Below are 17,281 nucleotides of genomic sequence, written 5' to 3'. Positions count from 1 at the left end.
CTAAACATGCGGTGAAATGGATTCTCCGATGCGCAATTGCGCATCATAGCTCGCGCTGCGCGCGCCCCGGAATGACAAAGGTGGCGTTAGCGCCCCGCTCCATACAGCCGCCGATGCTCCTCCTCGTACGGCGCATAAGAATCCTTCAGCGTCGCCATGTTGAGCAGCATCGTTGCGACCATCGCACCCGCCTTGTCGAACACACGCGTCTTGATCCAGGCACTCTCGGTGCGGCGGCTGCCGGACAGCGCGACGACCTCGCGCTCGACGTCGTACTCCTCGTCAACGAACAGCGGACCCTTCACCAGCCGAATTTCCTGGTCGGCGAACAGGCCGACGGCCGGTCCCTTCGCCGGCAGCGGATCGTCCTTGGAGCGGTACTGAAACAGGACGCTCAGCATCTCCATCGGGATGATGGCTCGCCCCCATGGATTCTCCGCGCCGGAATAGTACGGCGAGTTCTCGGTGATGACGGCGAGCTTCTGCCGCAGCGAGAATGGATAGAGGTCGCCCATGTTCTGGTCGAACGCCATCCGCACCGCGTGCCGCTTGCTCGTCTGCGCCACCTTCACCTCACGCAGGATGACGGGGTCCGTGAGCGGCTTGAGCTCACCGAGGCGCGTCTCGAGCGCGGTGGCGACCTGCGGATCACCGATCGAGGCCGAGCCGCGCAGCACCTCGGTGCCGTCGCGCTTCACCATCTGGATCTGGCACTGGCTCGTTCCAGGCAAAGGTTTGGACAGGATCGCCTGCACCTCCTCGCCTTCGAAGCAGGCATTGCGATAACGCGCGGAGAGGCAGCCGCTCTCGAACCACGCCTGTCCCCACAACCGCGCACCGAGCGGCGCAAACTGGCTGAAATGCGTGGGACCCTCGATGGTCCCGCCCTTGAAGCCGAGCTTTTGGGCGGTGGCGTCGTCATGGATGGAGGCGTGCGCGTCGTAAGTTTGCGCGTGGAGCATTTGACGCGGCTGGCGCCACGGCCCGATCAGGGCCTCGGCGGTCTCTGTGATCTCGGTTTCGAATGCGCTTGCAGCCATGGTGTCCTCCGGTCGAAGCCATGACTAGCAGGAGCGCCACGGATGCGGCTAGCCGTATTGACTTCGCAGGCCCATGCCCTTGACTGTCACAATTCGCGTCGCGCAGCCGCAAATCCCTCCCGCAGCGCAAACCCCGCCGAGTAAAAGACGAGGACTTCTGAAATGACGCTGATGCAGGTCGAGCTGGACGACAAATACCGGCTCGAATCGAAGCGGATCTTCCTGTCCGGCACCCAGGCCCTGGTCCGCCTGCCCATGTTGCAGCGCGAACGCGACCGGCTCCAGGGGCTCAACACCGGCGGCTTCATCTCCGGCTATCGCGGTTCCCCGCTCGGCATGTACGATCACGCGCTGTGGCGCGCGAAGTCGCACCTTCAGCAGCACGACATCGCCTTCGTGCCCGGCCTGAACGAGGACTTAGCTGCGACCGCAGTCTGGGGCAGCCAGCAGGTCGGCCTGTTTCCCGGCGGCAAGGTCGATGGCGTGTTCGGCATCTGGTACGGCAAGGGCCCCGGCGTCGACCGCTCGGTCGACGCGCTCAAGCACGCCAATGCGGCCGGCACTTCGCTCAATGGCGGCGTGCTCGCGCTTGCCGGCGACGACCACGGCTGCCAGTCCTCGACGCTGGCGCATCAGAGCGAGCAGGTCTTCGCAGCAGCCCTGATCCCCGTGATCAATCCGGCCACGCTGCAGGATTATCTCGATCTCGGCCTCTACGGTTTCGCACTGTCGCGCTTCTCCGGCTGCTGGGTCGGCTTCAAGGCGATCAGCGAGACGGTGGAGAGCTCGGCCTCCATCTACAGCGATCCTGAACGTATCCAGATCAGGCTTCCCGATGATTTCGAGATGCCGCCCGGCGGCCTCAACATCCGCTGGCCCGATCCGCCGCTAGACGCGGAGCGTCGCCTGTTCGGCCCGAAGATGGCCGCAGTGCAGGCCTTTGCCCGCGCCAACCAGCTCGACCGCATCGTGCTCGATTCAAAGCCCGCGCGGCTCGGCATTGTCGCGACCGGCAAGGCCTATCTCGATTTGCGCCAGGCGCTCGCAGACTTGGGGATCACCGACAAGGACGCGCAGGATCTGGGCTTGCGCATCTACAAGGTCGCGCTGACCTGGCCGCTGGAGGAAAGCGGCGCCAAGCGCTTTGCCGAAGGACTTCAGGACGTGCTCGTGGTCGAGGAGAAGCGCGGCTTCATCGAAGACCAGCTGATGCGCATCCTCTACAATATCGATGCGTCGAGGCGCCCGACCGTCACCGGAAAACGCGACGAGAGCGGCGCGCCGCTGCTGCCGAGCGAAGGTGAGCTGACGCCGACCATCGTCGCGGGCGCCCTGGTCGCACGCTTGCGCAAGCTCGGTCATCACAGCCCGGTGCTGGAGCAGCGCCTTGCCCGGCTCGAGGCCTTCGACAATCCTGTCACCGCCACCACCCAGATCAAGCTCGCGCGCACGCCGTTCTTCTGCTCCGGCTGCCCGCACAACACGTCGACACGCGTGCCGGAAGGCAGCCGCGCCATGGCCGGCATCGGCTGCCACGGCATGGCCCTGAGCATGCCGACCCGCCGCACAGATTTGATCTCGCACATGGGCGCCGAGGGCGTGAACTGGATCGGCCAGTCGCCCTTCACCACCGAGAAGCATATTTTTCAGAATCTCGGCGACGGCACCTATACGCATTCGGGGCTCCTCGCCCTTCGCGCGGCATCGGCCGCCGGCATCAACATCACCTACAAGATCCTCTACAACGACGCCGTCGCGATGACCGGCGGCCAGCCGGCCGAGGGCGCCTTCAACGTCGCGCAGATCGCGCACCAGGTCTGGGCCGAGGGCGTCAAGCGCCTTGCGATCGTATCGGACGATCCGACCAAATATCCGCAAGGCAACTACTTCCCGGAAGGCGCGACCATCCATCATCGCCGCGAGCTCGATGCCGTGCAGCGCGAGCTGCGCGACATCGCGGGTCTCACGGTCGTGATCTACGATCAGACCTGCGCCGCGGAAAAGCGCCGCCGCCGCAAGCGCGGTCTCTATCCAGATCCCGCCAAGCGCGCTTTCATCAACGAACTCGTCTGCGAGGGCTGCGGCGATTGCTCGCAGGCCTCCAACTGCGTCTCGGTGCAGCCGCTGGAAACCGAGTTCGGCCGCAAGCGCCAGATCGACCAGTCGAACTGCAACAAGGACTTTTCCTGCGTCGAGGGTTTTTGCCCGAGCTTTGTCACCGTGCATGGCGGCTCGCTGAAGCGCATGAAGACTTCGTCGGTGGATTCAGGCCAGCTGTTCGCCGATTTGCCGCTGCCGCCCGCGCGTGAGCTGGAAGGCCCCTACAACATCCTCGTCACCGGCATCGGCGGCACCGGCGTCATCACCATCGGCGCCCTGCTCGGCATGGCCGCCCATGTCGACGGCCGCGGCTGCTCGGCGCTGGACTTCACCGGCCTGTCGCAGAAGAACGGTGCGGTGATGAGCCATGTCCGCATCGCGCCGAAGCCGGAAGATATTTCCGCGGTCCGCATCACCACCGGCGGCGCCGACGTCATCCTCGGCTGCGACATGATCGTCTCGGCTGGCCCGACTGCACTGAGCCGCGCCGAGCGCGGCGTGACCAAGGCCTATATCAACGCCGACCTGCAGCCGACCGCGAGCTTCGTGCAAAACCCCGATATCGATTTCGAGATGGGCACGATGCAGACCGTGCTGCGCGATGCCGTCGGCGACAAGAACCTCGACATCATCGACGCGACAGGCATCGCCGCGGCGCTGATGGGCGACAGCATTGCGACCAATCCCTTCATGCTCGGCTTTGCCTTCCAGAGGGGCGCGATCCCGCTGTCGCTGGAGGCGCTGCTGCGCGCCATAGAGATCAACGGCGCCGCGATCGAGATGAACAAGCTCGCCTTCACCTGGGGACGCCTCGCTGCGCACGATATGTCGCGGGTACGCAGCGTGCTCCAGTTCAAGAGCCGCGCGTCCGCACCGACGAAGTCGCTCGACGACATCATCGCGGCCCGCGCGGAGTTTCTGACCGGCTATCAGGACAGGGCCTACGCCGACCGCTATCTCGCGGCCGTTGCCAAGGTGCGCAAGGCCGAGAATGCGGCCACGCCAGCTTCCACGGAGCTGACGGAGGCGGTTGCGAAAAACCTGTTCAAGCTGATGTCGTACAAGGACGAGTACGAGGTCGCGCGACTTTATACCGACGGCAGCTTTGCCAGGAAGGTGTCGGAGAAATTCGACGGGGACTTCACGCTGAAATTCCACCTGGCGCCGCCGATCTTCGCGCAGCGCGACAAGACGACCGGACATCTCCAGAAGCAGGAGTTCGGTGGCTGGATGATCCATGCCTTCCGCGTGCTCGCCAAGCTGAAGTTCCTGCGCGGCGGCGCGCTCGATCCATTCGGCCGCAGCGAGGAGCGCCGGACCGAGCGGAAGCTGGTCGCGGATTATCTGGCGATGATCGATCAACGGACGGCCGGGCTGAAGGCCGAGCAAATTCCGCTGCTGACAAGGCTCGCCCGCGTGCCGGAGAGCATCCGCGGCTTCGGCCACGTCAAGGAAGCCAATATCAAGCTGGCGGCGGCCGAGAAGGCGCGGCTGGAAGCGGAGCTGGAGAACAGCCGCTTTGCCGCGGCTGCGGAGTAGCGGCCGCATTGTCGCTAAGCACACAGCTGTCATCGCCCGGCTTGACCGGGCGATCCAGTACGCTGAGACGATTGTGATTGAGCCGATAGGCCGCGGCGTACTGGATGCCCCGCCTTCGCGGGGCATGACAGCGGTGGGTTGGCTAGACCGAGGCTGACACGTTGGCAGCCGTCTCGCGCGCGACCCCGCCCTCCGCCAGATGCCGTCCCGCGATATACCCGAACGTCAGCGCCGGCCCCAGCGTGATGCCCGGCCCCGGATAATTCCCGTTCATGATCGAACCCATGTCGTTGCCGCAGGCATAGAGGCCCACGATCGGCGTGCCGTCCTCGCGCAGCACGCGCGCCTGGGCGTCCACCTTCATGCCGATGGCGGTGCCGAGATCGGCCGGGTAGATGCGCATCGCGAAGAACGGCGCACGCACGATCGGCGCGACGCAAGGGTTGGGCTTGTGGCTGATATCGCCGAGGTGCCGCTGGTAGATGGTGCTGCCACGGCCGAATTCGGGATCGCGGCCCTCCTTCGCATCGGAGTTGTAGCTCGCGATCGTCGCATTCAGCACAGACGGCTTGATGCCGATCTTCGCCGCGAGCTGCGCGACATCCGGCGCCTCGATCAACTCACCGCTCGCCACATAGCGACCCACACGGCGCGAAAATGGCTTGATGCGGCCGAGGCCATAGCTCCACAGGAACTGACGGTCGCAGATCAAATAGAACGGCCGGTCCGGTTCACCATTGCCGTCGCCCAGCATGGCGAGCACGAATTCGTGGTACGACAGCGCCTCATTGACGAAACGCCGCCCCGCCGCGTTCACCGCGATCACGCCGGGCTTGGCACGGTCGGTCACTGTGTGCGGGAAAACACCGCGACTTCCATCGTCGCGCCGGAATAGCGAGGCCGGCACCCAATAGGCTGGGCTCGTCGCCTCCGTATTGAGCGCGGCGCCGCGTGCGGTCGCAAGGCGAAGCCCGTCGCCCGTGCCTGCTGTGTTGGCGGCCGAGACCGAGCCGGCCGCCGCCGGGAAGAAGCGTTTGCGCAAAGTCGCATCGTGCGAGAACCCGCCGGTCGCGACCACCACACCGCGGCGCGCGGCAATCGAACGGTCGCGTGAGCCATGGCGAATGATCACGCCACTGACGTGATCGCCCTGCATCGACAAATTCTCGACGTCTGCGCTGAAGAGGATCTCGACCTGCCGCGACAGCAGCGATGCATAGAGCCGCGCCGCAAGCGCATTGCCGAGATGCAGCGTCGTGCCGCGAGGCCAGCGCAGCCGCTGCATCGCATATTCCGAGACCAGCCGCGCCGCGCGCAGGGTCGAGCGCAGCGATTTTCCGATCCGGCGCAGATGCGGGATGTCGAGGCGATGGACCATCATCCCGCCGAACAGCGTGAACTCCGGCAGTGGCGCACGCAGCCGCGCGAAATGTGCGCCGAGCCGGATGCCGTCGAACGCAACCGGCTCCAGCACGCGCCCGCCCGCCGTCGCACCGAGCCGCTCCGGATAATAGTCCGGATAGGCCTTCACCGGCTGCAGGCGAACTTCCGTGTTGGCTTCGAGCCAGGCGACCGCCTCCGGCCCGCGCGCGAGGAAAGCGGCGCGCAGGCCGGCATTGGCAGGCTCCGGCACCGTGCTCGACAGATAGCGGACGGCGTCCGTGATGCTGTCGGAAAGCCCCGCCTCCTTCATCTTGGCATTGGCAGGGATCCAGACCATGCCGCCGGACCATGCGGTCGTGCCGCCGACAAAGGCGGTCTTCTCGATCACCAGCACCCGCAGACCTTCGGCGGCGGCAACCGCCGCAGCCGTCATGCCGCCGGCACCGGCGCCGATGACAATGACGTCGTAGGTCTCATGCGCCGGCATCATGCGGCTGGGGTCCGGAGGCGAGGCATGAGACCGTCATACCGCGCTCACGGTCTCACAGCTAGCGCTGCGGCTTCCGCTCAATCGGATCGATGTCGATCGCTCGCAGGCGGCCGAGCCGCAGCACGTCCATGGCGAGCCGCCGGCCGATCCGGTCGCGGTCGAGCACGCGGATCAGGTCGTCGACGCCGTTGATATCGACGCCGTCCAGCCTGATCACGACGTCGCCCGGCAACAGGCCCGCCTTTGCCGCCGGCCCGTCCGGTTCGATCTGCGCGAGCAGCGCGCCCATCTTGTTCTCGACGCCCGCCAGCACCGCATGTCGCCGCGGCACCGGCGCGGTCTGTCCGGCGACGCCGATGAAGGCGCGGCGGACGTAACCATGGCGGATGATCTCCGACAGCACGAACTGCGCGGTGTTGCTGGCGACCGCGAAGCAGATGCCTTGTGCACCATTGATGATGGCGGTGTTGATGCCGATCACCTCCGCATTCGACGACACCAGCGGCCCGCCGGAATTGCCGGGATTGAGCGCGGCATCGGTCTGGATCACGTCCTCGATGGTGCGGCCGCTGACGGAGCGGATCGAGCGCCCAAGTGCCGAGACCACGCCGGCCGTGACAGTCGACTCGAAGCCGAGCGGGTTGCCGATCGCGATCACGAGCTGGCCGCGCCGCAACGTCTTGGAATTGCCAAGCGCGGCATAGGGCAAGTCGCGCACGCCGTTGGCGCGCAGCAGCGCCAGATCGGTGTCGGGGTCGACGCCGAGCACCCTTGCGTCACCCACATTGCCCTCGACATCCCTCAGCCGGATCTCCTTGGAGGAACCGACCACGTGGCTGTTGGTGAGGACGAGCCCGTCCGGCGAGATCACGATGCCGGAGCCGAGCCCGCCGCGCTCCCGACCGTTCGGCACCTTTGGCCCGGTCTCGACGCGCACGACGGCAGGACCGACACGGTCGGTCACGTCGATCACGGCATTGGAATAGGCATCCAGCAAGGCCCGGTCGTCGACCGGGACAGACGCTGTCGTTCGCGATGACGCGGCGTCATCGACGATATCTGAGGTGATATCCAGCATGGCAAAAGTCCTTGAGGCTCACACAGATGGTGGCCTGTTCCGTCAGGCGCAAGTGGCCTGCCCGGGGCGCAAGGCTGGACTGCCAGTGCTTGACTACCCAGCTGGCTAGGGCGCCGGTCGTAGTGTGCCAGCCCTCGCCTTGACCGGATCGAGCAGCGACCAGTCGCCATCCGGGAGCACATAGCCCTTGGGGAACGGCGCGCGCAGCTCGAGCCCGAGCGATCGCAGCACGCGGTCGTCGCGGTAGTAGCATTGCAGGACCACGCGAACGAGCGTTGCCGCAGCCGCACCGCCGTCTTTGCGAAACGCCTGCGCCACTGCATCGCGCTTCGTGGCGGCGAGCTCCGCGAGCGGCCCTCCTGCGAGCCGCGCCAGATGGTCCAGCGCCGCCGTCACCAATCTGGTGTCGCGGCCGAGCGTCGCAAGGATGTCGGCCTGGATCGCGGGATCGTCTGCGCCGGGCACCTTGTACTCGTCGCTGGCGGGAACGATCATCGCTGCGATAGTGCGGAGGTCGTCGCGCTGGGCACGCGTGAGTTGATTGTCTGCGGACATGACGGCCTCAATCGAACAAATTGGCGAGGCGGCTCTTCATCTGGTCGGCGATGTAGAGCGCGAGGGCCTGGATGGTGGACGTCGGGTTCACGCCGCCCGAGGTGACGAAGATGCTGCCGTCGACGATAAAGAGATTCTTCACGTCGTGCGTGCGACCCCATTCGTTGACGACGGAGCGGTTGGGATCAGTGCCCATCCGTGCAGTGCCGAGCAGATGCCAGCCGCCCCACGGGATCGGCGAGTTGATGCAAATGTCGGTCGCGCCCGCCGTTTCCAGGATCTCGCGGCCGCGGGCGAGCGCATGATCCATCATCTTCCGGCTGTTCTCGGAGATCGTGTAGTTGATCTTCGGCGCGGGTATGCCGTGGCTGTCCTTCAGCACGGGATCGAGCGTGACCTGGTTGTGCTCCTCCGGCAGATCCTCGCAGATCGCGGAGAACCCGAGCCGATGGCCGTTGAGCTTGCGGAAGACACGGTGATGATCCGCGCCCCAGGGCAGAATGCCCTTCTGCTCGCTGACGACAGCTTCGAACACCGGCCCTGCGCCGCGCACGAACTGGACGCCGTACCCGCGCACGAAGCCGCGCGAAAGATCCGTGTCGTACCATTCCTTGCTCCACAGGCACGTCGGCGGCGCGCGGTTGCTGTCGGTCGGCTCCTTCACATAGCCGTAGATCTGCGCATAGGGATGGAACATCAAATTCTTGCCGACGAGGCCCGACGAATTGGCGAGGCCATTCGGGAAGCGGTCAGATTTCGAGTTGAGCAGCAGGCGTGGCGTGCCGACGCCGTTGCAGGCGATGATGACGACATGCGCCGGCTGGAACTGCTCGACGCCGTCCTTGTCGTAATAGACCACGCCGGTGGCCATGCCGTTCTCGTCGGTGGTGATCTCGCGCACCCGGCAATGGGTGCGCAGTTCGACGCCGGCGCGGACCGCCTGCGGCCAATAGGTGATGTCGGTCGAGGATTTTGCGCCTTGCGCGCAGGCCGGCGTGCAATGGCCGAGATTGATGCAGCGGGCGCGGCCTTCATAGTCTGTGGTCGCGACCGTCGTGTCCGACGGCCACCAGTGCCAGCCGAGCTTGTTCATGGCCTTGCCAATGATCGCGCCGGTCAATCCCATCGGCTGCTGCGGCATCGGCGGATGCGTCAGCGGCGAGAGCGGATCGCCCGACAGACCGGACGTGCCCATGATGCGGTCGTTCTCCTCGAAGAACGGCGTCAGCGCGTCGTAATCGATAGGCCAGTCCTCGGCGACGCCGTCGAGCGTCTTCACCTTGAAATCGGAGGGATGCAGCCGCGGCCAGTGTGCGGTGTACATCACCGTCGAGCCGCCGACCGCATTATAGTTCACGACCTTGATCGGCGAATTGTCGTCGTTGATCGGATAGTCCTCGGGCCGGCCGCGGACGTTCGGGCTCGACGACCACTCGCCATAGAATTTGGCCTCCCAGTCGCGGCCCGTGCTCGGATATTCCGCCGGGTTCATCCAGCCGCCCTGCTCCAGGCAGAGGATGTGCATCTTGGTCTCGGCCAGCGACCACGCCACTGCGGCACCCGAAGCGCCGGCGCCGATGATCAGGACGTCAACGGGGTCTTTCATCAAAAAATCTTCCTCCCGCCCTCGCCGCTTCCCGGGCGATTCGGCCATCACGGCTCACAAGGCCGGCAAACGATAGGGGCAGACCGCCCGGCGAGTAAAGGCTCGCTGGCGAATGTCGCACTTCGCACAGCGCAGACCATTGGTATCGTCCGATCCGGATGCTAGGAACGAGGGGCAAGAGCAATCGATAGCGAGAAATTATGTCCGTCGAGAATTCATTGGCCGCCGCCCGCGCCTTCGCGCTCGTCTTGTTTCTCGCTCTGTCCGGATTTCTGGGGACCTCCAGCCCCGCCACCGCGCTGACCGCAGGCGCGACGGTCCGGGACGCCAATTCGATCCAGCTCGGCGACGTCACCTACCGGCTCGACGGCGTCGACGCGCCGGAATTGGACCAGGTCTGCATCGACGACCACGCCGATCCCTGGACCTGCGGCATCGAGGCCCGCGACCAGCTTACCAAGCTGATCGGCGGAATGCCGGTTCGCTGCGACGATGTCGGTCCCGAGAAGAATTTTGGCAAGCGGCACCGTGCGATCTGCACGGTCGAGGGCGACAAGGTCTCGTTGAACGAGCAGCTGCTCAAACTGGGCTTTGCCATCGCACGCGAGCCCATCAAGGCCAACGTCAAGCCGGCGGCCACCGAGGCCAAGACGGCGTCGGCCGGCATCTGGAAAGGCTGCTTTGTTGCACCGCAGGAATTCCGCACCGGCAAGAGGGACGGCGCCCTGCTCGGTGCCGCCTGCCGCTCCGACCGCGACAAGGAGATTCGCGCGGTGCTGTTTCCGGATGAGCTGACGGCGCCGCCGAGCTGCGCCATCAAGGGCAAGCTCGCGGTGCGCGCGCGCGTCACCGGCAATATCGGCATCTATCATCTACGGGGTTGCCCGAGCTATGCCGCGACCACCAGGCCGGACCGCTGGTTCTGCTCGGAGGACGACGCGCAGGCCTCGGGCTTCCGCAAGGCCTACAACTGCCGCCGGCCAAAGTGAACGGATGGTTCACGCAGCCGTGAGTGGTAGCCGGAGACAGTATTGATCCGGAATTGAACTCAAAGGGGAGTTGCTGCACCTATAAGTGTACGCAAGCGCTTTGCGCGAGCGTTTCCTTGGCAGACGATCCTCATCGGATTGTCTTTGCTCGGGCGTTTCCTCCCTAGACTTGGGCCGCTTGTCACAAACAAGCGGCTCTTCTTTTTTGCGCAGCGTTAGCTGTGCATCCGAATGAACTGATCCATCGGCGGCATGTTCTGGTTGAGATGCCCCATGATCCAGACGGTTCCGCCCACCACCAGGAACACCACCAGAAGCCCGAAGGCCAGCGCCAGCACGTTATTGGTATTGTCCGGGCCCGTGGTGATGTGCAGGAAGAACACCAGGTGCACGCCCATCTGCGCGATCGCCAGCACGATCAGCGCGACGGGGATCGAAGGCTGCCAGACCAGATCGGTGCCGGCGATGAAGAACGACGTCGCCGTCAACAGCAGCGCGAGGCCGAGACCGACGACATAGCCGATGATGCGCTCACCGACACTGTGTTGCTCCTCATCGCCCGGCGCGATGTCGTGATCGACATGCATGTGAGTCTGGTCGCTCATACGCCACTCCCAAGCAGGTAGACGACGGAAAACACGCCGACCCAGATGATGTCGAGCGCGTGCCAGAACAGCGCAAAGCACATCATCCGGCGCAGCACGTCGGCGCGAAAGCCCTTTGCGAAGACCTGCGCCATCATGGTGAGCAGCCAGAGCACGCCGGCGGAAACGTGCAGACCGTGACACCCGACCAACGAGAAGAACGCAGTCAGGAAGGCGCTGCGTGACGGGCCATAGCCGCGGGAGACGAGATCGGCGAATTCACGGAACTCGATCGCCAGGAAAATGAGGCCGAGCACGCAGGTCACGGCCATGCCGAGATAGAACCAGAACCGGTTGCGGACATCGGCCGCGATGCTGGCCATGCCGCAGGTAAAACTCGACAGCAGCAGGCAAACCGTCTCGATCGCGACGTTCCGCTGCTCGAAGATCTCCGAACCCTTGGGGCCATCGGCGGTCTGGCTGACCAGCACCGCATAGGCCGCAAAGAAGCAGGAGAACATCACGATGTCGGAGAGCAGGAACACCCAGAAGCCGTAGGCGGTGACGGTCCGCTTCGGCGCGGGCCCGGGATGCTCGACGACGAGGCCGATGTGATGGGGATCGGCATGCGCGTGGCCGACGGTCGCGGTCATCGCCATCAGATCGCTCCCGCCATGCTGACGAGGTTGCGCCGTTCCTCGAGATTGACGCGGTCGATCGCGGCGACCTCCGCGGCAGGGATGACGTACTCATCATGGTCACGCCAGGCGAACACGACGAAGGTCGCGAACGCGCCGATGCCGCCCAAAATCACCATCCACCAGATGTGCCAGATCAGCGCGAAGCCCATGATGGTGGCGAAGAACGCGCAGACGAAGCCGGTCGGCGAGTTCCTGGGCATCTCGATGTCGTGATACTCCGGCTCTTCGTGATCGAGCGATTGCTGCTGGGCGCTGAGCTTCATGTCCCAATAGGCATCCTCGCCGCGTACGTCCGGGTGGAAGGCGAAATTGAACACCGGCGGCGGCGACGAGGTCGCCCATTCCAGCGAGCGGCCGTCCCAGGGATCGCCGGTGCGGTCACGCAAAGCCTCGCGATTGCGGATGCTGACCACGAGCTGCATGATCTGGCAGACGACGCCGATCGACAGCACCGCCATGCCGATCGCCGCTATAATCATCCAGGGCCGCCACTCCGCGACATCATAGTGCTGCAGGCGCCTGGTCATGCCCAGCATGCCGGCGACATAGAGCGGAACGAAGGTGACGTAGAAGCCTGTGAACGTGAACCAGAACGCGAGCTTGCCCCAGCGCTCGTCGAGGCGGAAGCCGAACGCCTTCGGAAACCAGTATTCGAAGCCGGCGAAGGCGCCGAACAGCACGCCGCCGATGATGACGTTGTGGAAGTGCGCGACCAGGAACATGCTGTTGTGAAGCATGAAATCCGCGGGCGGCACCGCGACCAGCACGCCGGTCAAGCCGCCGATGATGAAGGTGACCATGAAGCCGACCGCCCACAGCATCGGCGTCGTAAAGCGAATGCGCCCGCCATACATCGTGAACAGCCAGTTGTAGATCTTCACGCCCGTCGGCACCGCGATGATCATGCTGGCGATGCCGAAGATGGCGTTGACGTCGGGCCCCGCCCCCATCGTGAAGAAATGGTGCAGCCAGACCATGAAGGCGATGACGCAGATCGCCATGGTGGCGAGCACCATGGAGCGATAACCGAACAGCGCCTTGCCGGAGAAGGTCGAGACCACTTCGGAGAAGATGCCGAAGGCGGGCAGGACGAGGATGTAAACCTCCGGATGGCCCCAAGCCCAGATCAAATTCATGAACATCATGACGTTGCCGCCGGCCTCGTTGGTAAAGAAATGGAAGCCGAGATAACGGTCGAGCAGCAGCATCGCGAGGGTGGCGGTGAGGATCGGGAAGGCAGCGACGATCAGCAGGTTCGAGGCCAGCGTGGTCCAGCAGAACATTGGCATGCGCAGATAGTTCATGCCCTTGGTGCGCAGCTTCAGCACAGTCGTGACGAGGTTGATGCCCGCCACCAGCGTGCCGACACCGGATATCTGGAGCGACCAGGCGTAATAATCGACGCCGACGCCGGGTGAATAGGACAGCTCCGACAATGGCGGGAAGGCGAGCCAGCCCGTGCGCGCGAACTCGCCGATCACGAGCGACAGGTTGACCAGCAGCGAGCCTGTCGCGGTCAGCCAGAATCCAACCGAATTCAGCGTCGGGAAAGCCACGTCGCGCACGCCTAACTGTAGCGGCACGATCAGGTTCATCAGCCCGATCACGAACGGCATCGCCACGAAGAAGATCATGATGGTGCCGTGGGCCGAGAATATCTGGTTGTAGTGCTCCGGCGGGAGATAGCCCTGCGACTGATAGGCGATCGCCTGCTGGATCCGCATCATGATGGCGTCGCTGCCGCCGCGCAGCAGCATCACGGACGCCAACAGGATATACATGACGCCGATCCGCTTGTGATCGACGCTCGTGATCCATTCGTGCCAGAGATAGGGCAGATGCCCTTTCACCACGACCCAGATCAGCACGGCGAGGATGCCGACCAGCACCACACCGCCTGCGATGAGCGGAATGGGCTGTTCGAACGGAATGGCCGACCAGTCGAGCTTACCGAGCATCGTGCCCTCCGCTGTGCGGCCGGCCGGCATCGGAGATCAGCTCCGGTCCGGGCCCCGGCGGAATGTGCTGGGTCGCGATCAGATCGAACAGCCGGGGATCATCCAGGCGATAGGTCGGCCTGCCCCGCTCGATGCCCTGCTGCATCAGCTTCTTGTAGCTCTCCTCGTTCAGCACGGCACCGGACTTGGCGGTGTTCGCCACCCAGTCCGGAAAGGCGAGCGGCGAGATCACGTTGACGTCGAACATCATGTCCGGAAAGCCGTCGCCGGAGAAATGCGCCGCCAGGCCCTGGAGCTTGCCTTCATTGTCGGCACGCAGGTTCAACCGCGTCACCATGCCGTTCATGGAGTAGATCATGCTGCCGAGCTGCGGGATGAAGAACACGTTCATCACGCTCGACGACGTCAACTGAAAATTCAGCTCCGCGCCTGCCGGCACCGTCAGCGTGTTGACGGTGGCGATGCGCTGGTCCGGATAGATGAAGAGCCACTTCCAGTCGAGCGAGACAGCCTGGATGCGCAGCGGGCTGCCGGTGCCCGGCACGGGCACTGCGGGATCGAGCTTATGCGAGCCGATCCAGGCAACGCCGCCGAGCAGGATGACGGTCAGCGCGGGGATTGCCCACACCACCATCTCGACGCGTCCGGAATAGACGAAGTCAGGCTGGTAGCGCGCTTTGGTGTTGGACGCGCGAAACCAGAACGCAAAAGCCAAAATCGCGAAAATGGTTGGCACCACGATCACGAGCATGATGAAGACGGAATCGACCAAAATCGTGCTGTTGGCCGCAGCCACGGGCCCTTGTGGATCAAGCAGATTCATCGGCAAGCCACTGGCGGTTGGGAGTCCCCGAGGCGGAGCGTAACGCGAAAAGGTCCCCCGCCGCAAACGCAGTTGTGTGAAGACGGTTCCGCAACACGCTCGCTCGACTCCGGGCCGTCCCGCGTGGCGGCATGCAATTCCATGCGATGTCAATGACATCCGCGCGGGACAGCTGGCCTTCTCAGCTCTGCGCTCGATTGCTAGTTTGCACGAAAATATCGGGATGAAACGACATGCAGGGCCCTGAGGACGATGCCGGCCTCGCCGGCAAGGTGGCGCTGATCAGCGGCGGCGGGGCCGCGGGCGATGGCATCGGCAACGGCCGCGCTGCAGCAATTCTGCTGGCTCGCGCCGGCTCAAAAGTGCTGGTGGCCGATCGCGATCTCAAGCTTGCCGAACGCACGGTCGAGATGATCGCAGGCGAAGGCGGCACGGCCGCGGCCCATGGCGGCGACGTCACAAGCGAAGGCGATTGCAAGACACTGGTCGAAGCCGCGCTCGACCGCTGGGGCCGGCTCGATTTCCTCGACAACAATGTCGGCATCGGCAGCCGCGGCAGCGTTGTCGATGAGGCGCCCGAGCAATATCGCCGCGTCATGCAGGTCAATGTCGAGACCATGTTCCTGCTCTCGAAGCACGCGATCCCCGCCATGATCAAGACCGTCAAGGGCGGCGCCATCGTCAACATCTCCTCGATCTCGGCGCTGCGGCCGCGCGGGCTCACCACCTACACGACCTCGAAGGCCGCCATCATCGGACTGACGCGCGCGATGGCCGTCGACCACGGCCGCGACAACATTCGCGTCAACTGCATCTGTCCCGGACCGATGTATACGCCGATGGTCTATGCCCGCGGCATGAGCGAGCAGGCGCGCACCAACCGCGCCAGGGCCTCGCTGCTCAAGACCGAAGGCACCGGCTGGGACGTCGGTCACGCCGTCAAATTCCTGCTCAGCGATTTTGCGCGCTACATCACCGGCCAGGTGCTGGTGGTCGACGGCGGCGTGACGCTGCAAGCGCCCGAACGCGAATCACAAGAACACTGAAAGGAACACCACGGATGGCCCGCCTGCCCTATCTCGAGGCCGACCAGGTCGCGCCCGAATATCGCGACATGCTCAAGCGCAACACCAATCTGCACAAGCTGCTGGTCAACTCGCCGGAGATGGCGCGCGCCTTCAACGGCATCGGCGGCTACATCCGTTTCAAAAGCCAGCTCGACCCGCGCCTGCGCGAACTCGCCATCCTTCAGGTCGGCTGGATGGAGAAGTCGGAATACGAATTCACCCATCACGTGAAGATCGGCAAGGAGTTCGGCGTCACCGACGAGGACATCGCCGGCCTGATGGCGGAGACAGAGGGCAAGCCGTCGAAGCTCGAGCCGCTCGCCAGCGCGATCCTCAAAGGCGCCCGTGAGATGGTGCGCGAGCTCGCCATGTCGGATGCGACCTTCGCCGAGATCAAGAAAGATCTCTCCGACGAGCACATGGTCGATCTCGTGCTCACCATCGCCTTCTATTGCGGCGTGGTGCGCGTGCTCGCCACCATGAAGATCGACAACGAACCCACTTACAAAGAGGTACTGCAGCAGTACCCGATCCCGGGAGTGAATTGACATGCGCTTGAAGGACAAGGTTGCGATCGTCGTCGGCGCAGGGCAAAGCCCCGGCGAAGGCATGGGCAACGGCCGCGCCACGGCGCTGACCTTTGCGCGCGAGGGCGCGAAGGTGCTGTGCGTCGATCATCATCTGGAATCGGCGCAGGAAACCGTCGCCATGATCACGGCCAAGCAAGGCACCGCCGCGGCCTTCAAGGCCGACGTCACAAAATCCGCCGACATCAAGGCGATGGTGGCAGACGCGCAATCGCGCTGGGGCAGGATCGACGTACTACACAACAATGTGGGCGTCAGCCTGTCCGGCGGTGACGCCGAGCTGCTTCAGCTGACCGAAGAGGCGTTCGACCGTGTCGTCGCCATCAATCTGAAGAGCTGCATTCTGGCGGCCAAGGAAGTGATCCCGATCATGCGCGCGCAGAACAGCGGCGCCATCATCAACATCTCCTCGATGGCCGCGATCACCACCTATCCCTATGTCGCCTACAAGGCGACGAAATCGGCGATGATCGCTTTCACCGAACAGCTCGCCTACCAGAACGCCGAATACGGCATCCGCGCCAACGTCATCCTGCCCGGCCTGATGAACACGCCGATGGCCGTCGACACCCGCGCCCGCGAATGGCACAAGACCCGCGCCGAAGTCGAAGCCGAACGCGACAGCAAGGTGCCGCTGCGCAAGAAGATGGGGACGGGGTGGGATGTCGCCAATGCCGCGCTGTTCCTGGCGTCCGACGAGGCGAATTTCATCACGGGCGTGACGCTGCCCGTGGACGGCGGGGCGAGTGTGAGAAGGGGGTAAAGCAAGGCAAGCGCAGTG

General features: G+C 64.5%; 14 protein-coding genes. 5 read left to right on the top strand and 9 right to left on the bottom strand.

Going from position 1 to position 17,281, the window contains the following annotated elements; all coding sequences use genetic code 11:
- Positions 1–86 precede the first annotated feature (86 nt).
- Complete coding sequence (locus V1280_RS40235; protein ID WP_334536219.1) at positions 87–1,040, bottom strand: hypothetical protein; 954 nt, start codon at positions 1,038–1,040, stop codon at positions 87–89.
- Positions 1,041–1,202: 162 nt separating this feature from the next.
- Here V1280_RS40235 and V1280_RS40230 point away from each other — a divergent pair, with 162 nt between their 5' ends.
- The gene (locus V1280_RS40230; protein ID WP_334536217.1) at positions 1,203–4,679 is read left to right on the top strand and encodes an indolepyruvate ferredoxin oxidoreductase family protein; all 3,477 of its coding nucleotides are present in this window, start codon (positions 1,203–1,205) and stop codon (positions 4,677–4,679) included.
- Between the two features lie 142 nt (positions 4,680–4,821).
- On the opposite strand, the gene V1280_RS40225 is transcribed toward V1280_RS40230, so the two are convergent.
- From V1280_RS40225 to V1280_RS40210, 4 genes are all read right to left on the bottom strand, one after another.
- A complete protein-coding gene (locus V1280_RS40225; protein ID WP_334536215.1) occupies positions 4,822–6,552 on the bottom strand; it encodes an FAD-dependent oxidoreductase in 1,731 nt (576 codons plus the stop codon).
- Positions 6,553–6,610: 58 nt separating this feature from the next.
- Complete coding sequence (locus V1280_RS40220) at positions 6,611–7,630, bottom strand: S1C family serine protease (RefSeq protein ID WP_334536213.1); 1,020 nt, start codon at positions 7,628–7,630, stop codon at positions 6,611–6,613.
- A gap of 105 nt (positions 7,631–7,735) precedes the next feature.
- Positions 7,736–8,185, bottom strand: a complete 450-nt coding sequence (locus V1280_RS40215) for a hypothetical protein (protein WP_334536212.1) — start codon at positions 8,183–8,185, stop codon at positions 7,736–7,738.
- Positions 8,186–8,192: 7 nt separating this feature from the next.
- Entirely contained in the window at positions 8,193–9,791 is a 1,599-nt protein-coding gene (locus V1280_RS40210; RefSeq protein WP_334536211.1) for a GMC family oxidoreductase, read from the bottom strand.
- Positions 9,792–9,991: 200 nt separating this feature from the next.
- Here V1280_RS40210 and V1280_RS40205 point away from each other — a divergent pair, with 200 nt between their 5' ends.
- Positions 9,992–10,780, top strand: coding sequence for a thermonuclease family protein (locus V1280_RS40205; RefSeq protein ID WP_334536209.1), 789 nt, complete (start codon positions 9,992–9,994; stop codon positions 10,778–10,780).
- A 215-nt stretch (positions 10,781–10,995) separates the two neighbouring features.
- Here the strand turns inward: V1280_RS40205 and cyoD are convergent, their stop codons facing one another.
- The 4 genes from cyoD to V1280_RS40185 are packed head-to-tail and all read right to left on the bottom strand — an operon-like array spanning position 10,996 to position 14,846.
- A complete protein-coding gene (gene cyoD / locus V1280_RS40200) occupies positions 10,996–11,385 on the bottom strand; it encodes a cytochrome o ubiquinol oxidase subunit IV (protein ID WP_334536207.1) in 390 nt (129 codons plus the stop codon).
- Complete coding sequence (locus tag V1280_RS40195) at positions 11,382–12,023, bottom strand: cytochrome (ubi)quinol oxidase subunit III (protein WP_334536205.1); 642 nt, start codon at positions 12,021–12,023, stop codon at positions 11,382–11,384. Before V1280_RS40195 ends, cyoD begins: the two co-directional genes overlap by 4 nt.
- On the bottom strand, positions 12,023–14,023 hold the full coding sequence (cyoB, locus tag V1280_RS40190; protein ID WP_334536203.1) for a cytochrome o ubiquinol oxidase subunit I: 2,001 nt from the start codon (positions 14,021–14,023) through the stop codon (positions 12,023–12,025). Before cyoB ends, V1280_RS40195 begins: the two co-directional genes overlap by 1 nt.
- A complete protein-coding gene (locus V1280_RS40185) occupies positions 14,013–14,846 on the bottom strand; it encodes a cytochrome ubiquinol oxidase subunit II (protein ID WP_334536202.1) in 834 nt (277 codons plus the stop codon). The genes cyoB and V1280_RS40185 overlap by 11 nt, the downstream gene beginning before the upstream one ends.
- 233 nt (positions 14,847–15,079) lie before the next feature.
- On the opposite strand from V1280_RS40185, the gene V1280_RS40180 reads away from it, so the two are divergent.
- From V1280_RS40180 to V1280_RS40170, 3 genes are read left to right on the top strand one after another with little or no spacing between them, the layout of a single operon-like run.
- A complete protein-coding gene (locus V1280_RS40180; RefSeq protein ID WP_334536200.1) occupies positions 15,080–15,892 on the top strand; it encodes an SDR family NAD(P)-dependent oxidoreductase in 813 nt (270 codons plus the stop codon).
- Positions 15,893–15,906: 14 nt separating this feature from the next.
- A complete protein-coding gene (locus V1280_RS40175; RefSeq protein WP_334536199.1) occupies positions 15,907–16,461 on the top strand; it encodes a carboxymuconolactone decarboxylase family protein in 555 nt (184 codons plus the stop codon).
- A 1-nt stretch (position 16,462) separates the two neighbouring features.
- Complete coding sequence (locus V1280_RS40170) at positions 16,463–17,263, top strand: SDR family NAD(P)-dependent oxidoreductase (RefSeq protein WP_334536197.1); 801 nt, start codon at positions 16,463–16,465, stop codon at positions 17,261–17,263.
- The last annotated feature ends 18 nt before the right edge of the window (positions 17,264–17,281 follow it).

Origin of the sequence: Bradyrhizobium sp. AZCC 2230, from assembly GCF_036924495.1 — a bacterium.
Lineage (GTDB): Bacteria > Pseudomonadota > Alphaproteobacteria > Rhizobiales > Xanthobacteraceae > Bradyrhizobium > Bradyrhizobium rifense.
The sequence above is the reverse complement of the archived record's forward strand: the minus strand, read 5'-3'. Positions and strand labels throughout refer to the sequence as shown.

Excerpts from the sequence above, each read along its gene's own strand:
- V1280_RS40235 (WP_334536219.1), bottom strand. The coding sequence starts at position 1,040 with ATGGCTGCAAGCGCATTCGAAACCGAGATCACAGAGACCGCCGAGGCC.
- V1280_RS40230 (WP_334536217.1), top strand. The coding sequence starts at position 1,203 with ATGACGCTGATGCAGGTCGAGCTGGACGACAAATACCGGCTCGAATCG.
- V1280_RS40225 (WP_334536215.1), bottom strand. The coding sequence starts at position 6,552 with ATGATGCCGGCGCATGAGACCTACGACGTCATTGTCATCGGCGCCGGT.
- V1280_RS40220 (WP_334536213.1), bottom strand. The coding sequence starts at position 7,630 with ATGCTGGATATCACCTCAGATATCGTCGATGACGCCGCGTCATCGCGA.
- V1280_RS40215 (WP_334536212.1), bottom strand. The coding sequence starts at position 8,185 with ATGTCCGCAGACAATCAACTCACGCGTGCCCAGCGCGACGACCTCCGC.
- V1280_RS40210 (WP_334536211.1), bottom strand. The coding sequence starts at position 9,791 with ATGAAAGACCCCGTTGACGTCCTGATCATCGGCGCCGGCGCTTCGGGT.
- V1280_RS40205 (WP_334536209.1), top strand. The coding sequence starts at position 9,992 with ATGTCCGTCGAGAATTCATTGGCCGCCGCCCGCGCCTTCGCGCTCGTC.
- cyoD (WP_334536207.1), bottom strand. The coding sequence starts at position 11,385 with ATGAGCGACCAGACTCACATGCATGTCGATCACGACATCGCGCCGGGC.
- V1280_RS40195 (WP_334536205.1), bottom strand. The coding sequence starts at position 12,023 with ATGGCGATGACCGCGACCGTCGGCCACGCGCATGCCGATCCCCATCAC.
- cyoB (WP_334536203.1), bottom strand. The coding sequence starts at position 14,023 with ATGCTCGGTAAGCTCGACTGGTCGGCCATTCCGTTCGAACAGCCCATT.
- V1280_RS40185 (WP_334536202.1), bottom strand. The coding sequence starts at position 14,846 with ATGAATCTGCTTGATCCACAAGGGCCCGTGGCTGCGGCCAACAGCACG.
- V1280_RS40180 (WP_334536200.1), top strand. The coding sequence starts at position 15,080 with ATGCAGGGCCCTGAGGACGATGCCGGCCTCGCCGGCAAGGTGGCGCTG.
- V1280_RS40175 (WP_334536199.1), top strand. The coding sequence starts at position 15,907 with ATGGCCCGCCTGCCCTATCTCGAGGCCGACCAGGTCGCGCCCGAATAT.
- V1280_RS40170 (WP_334536197.1), top strand. The coding sequence starts at position 16,463 with ATGCGCTTGAAGGACAAGGTTGCGATCGTCGTCGGCGCAGGGCAAAGC.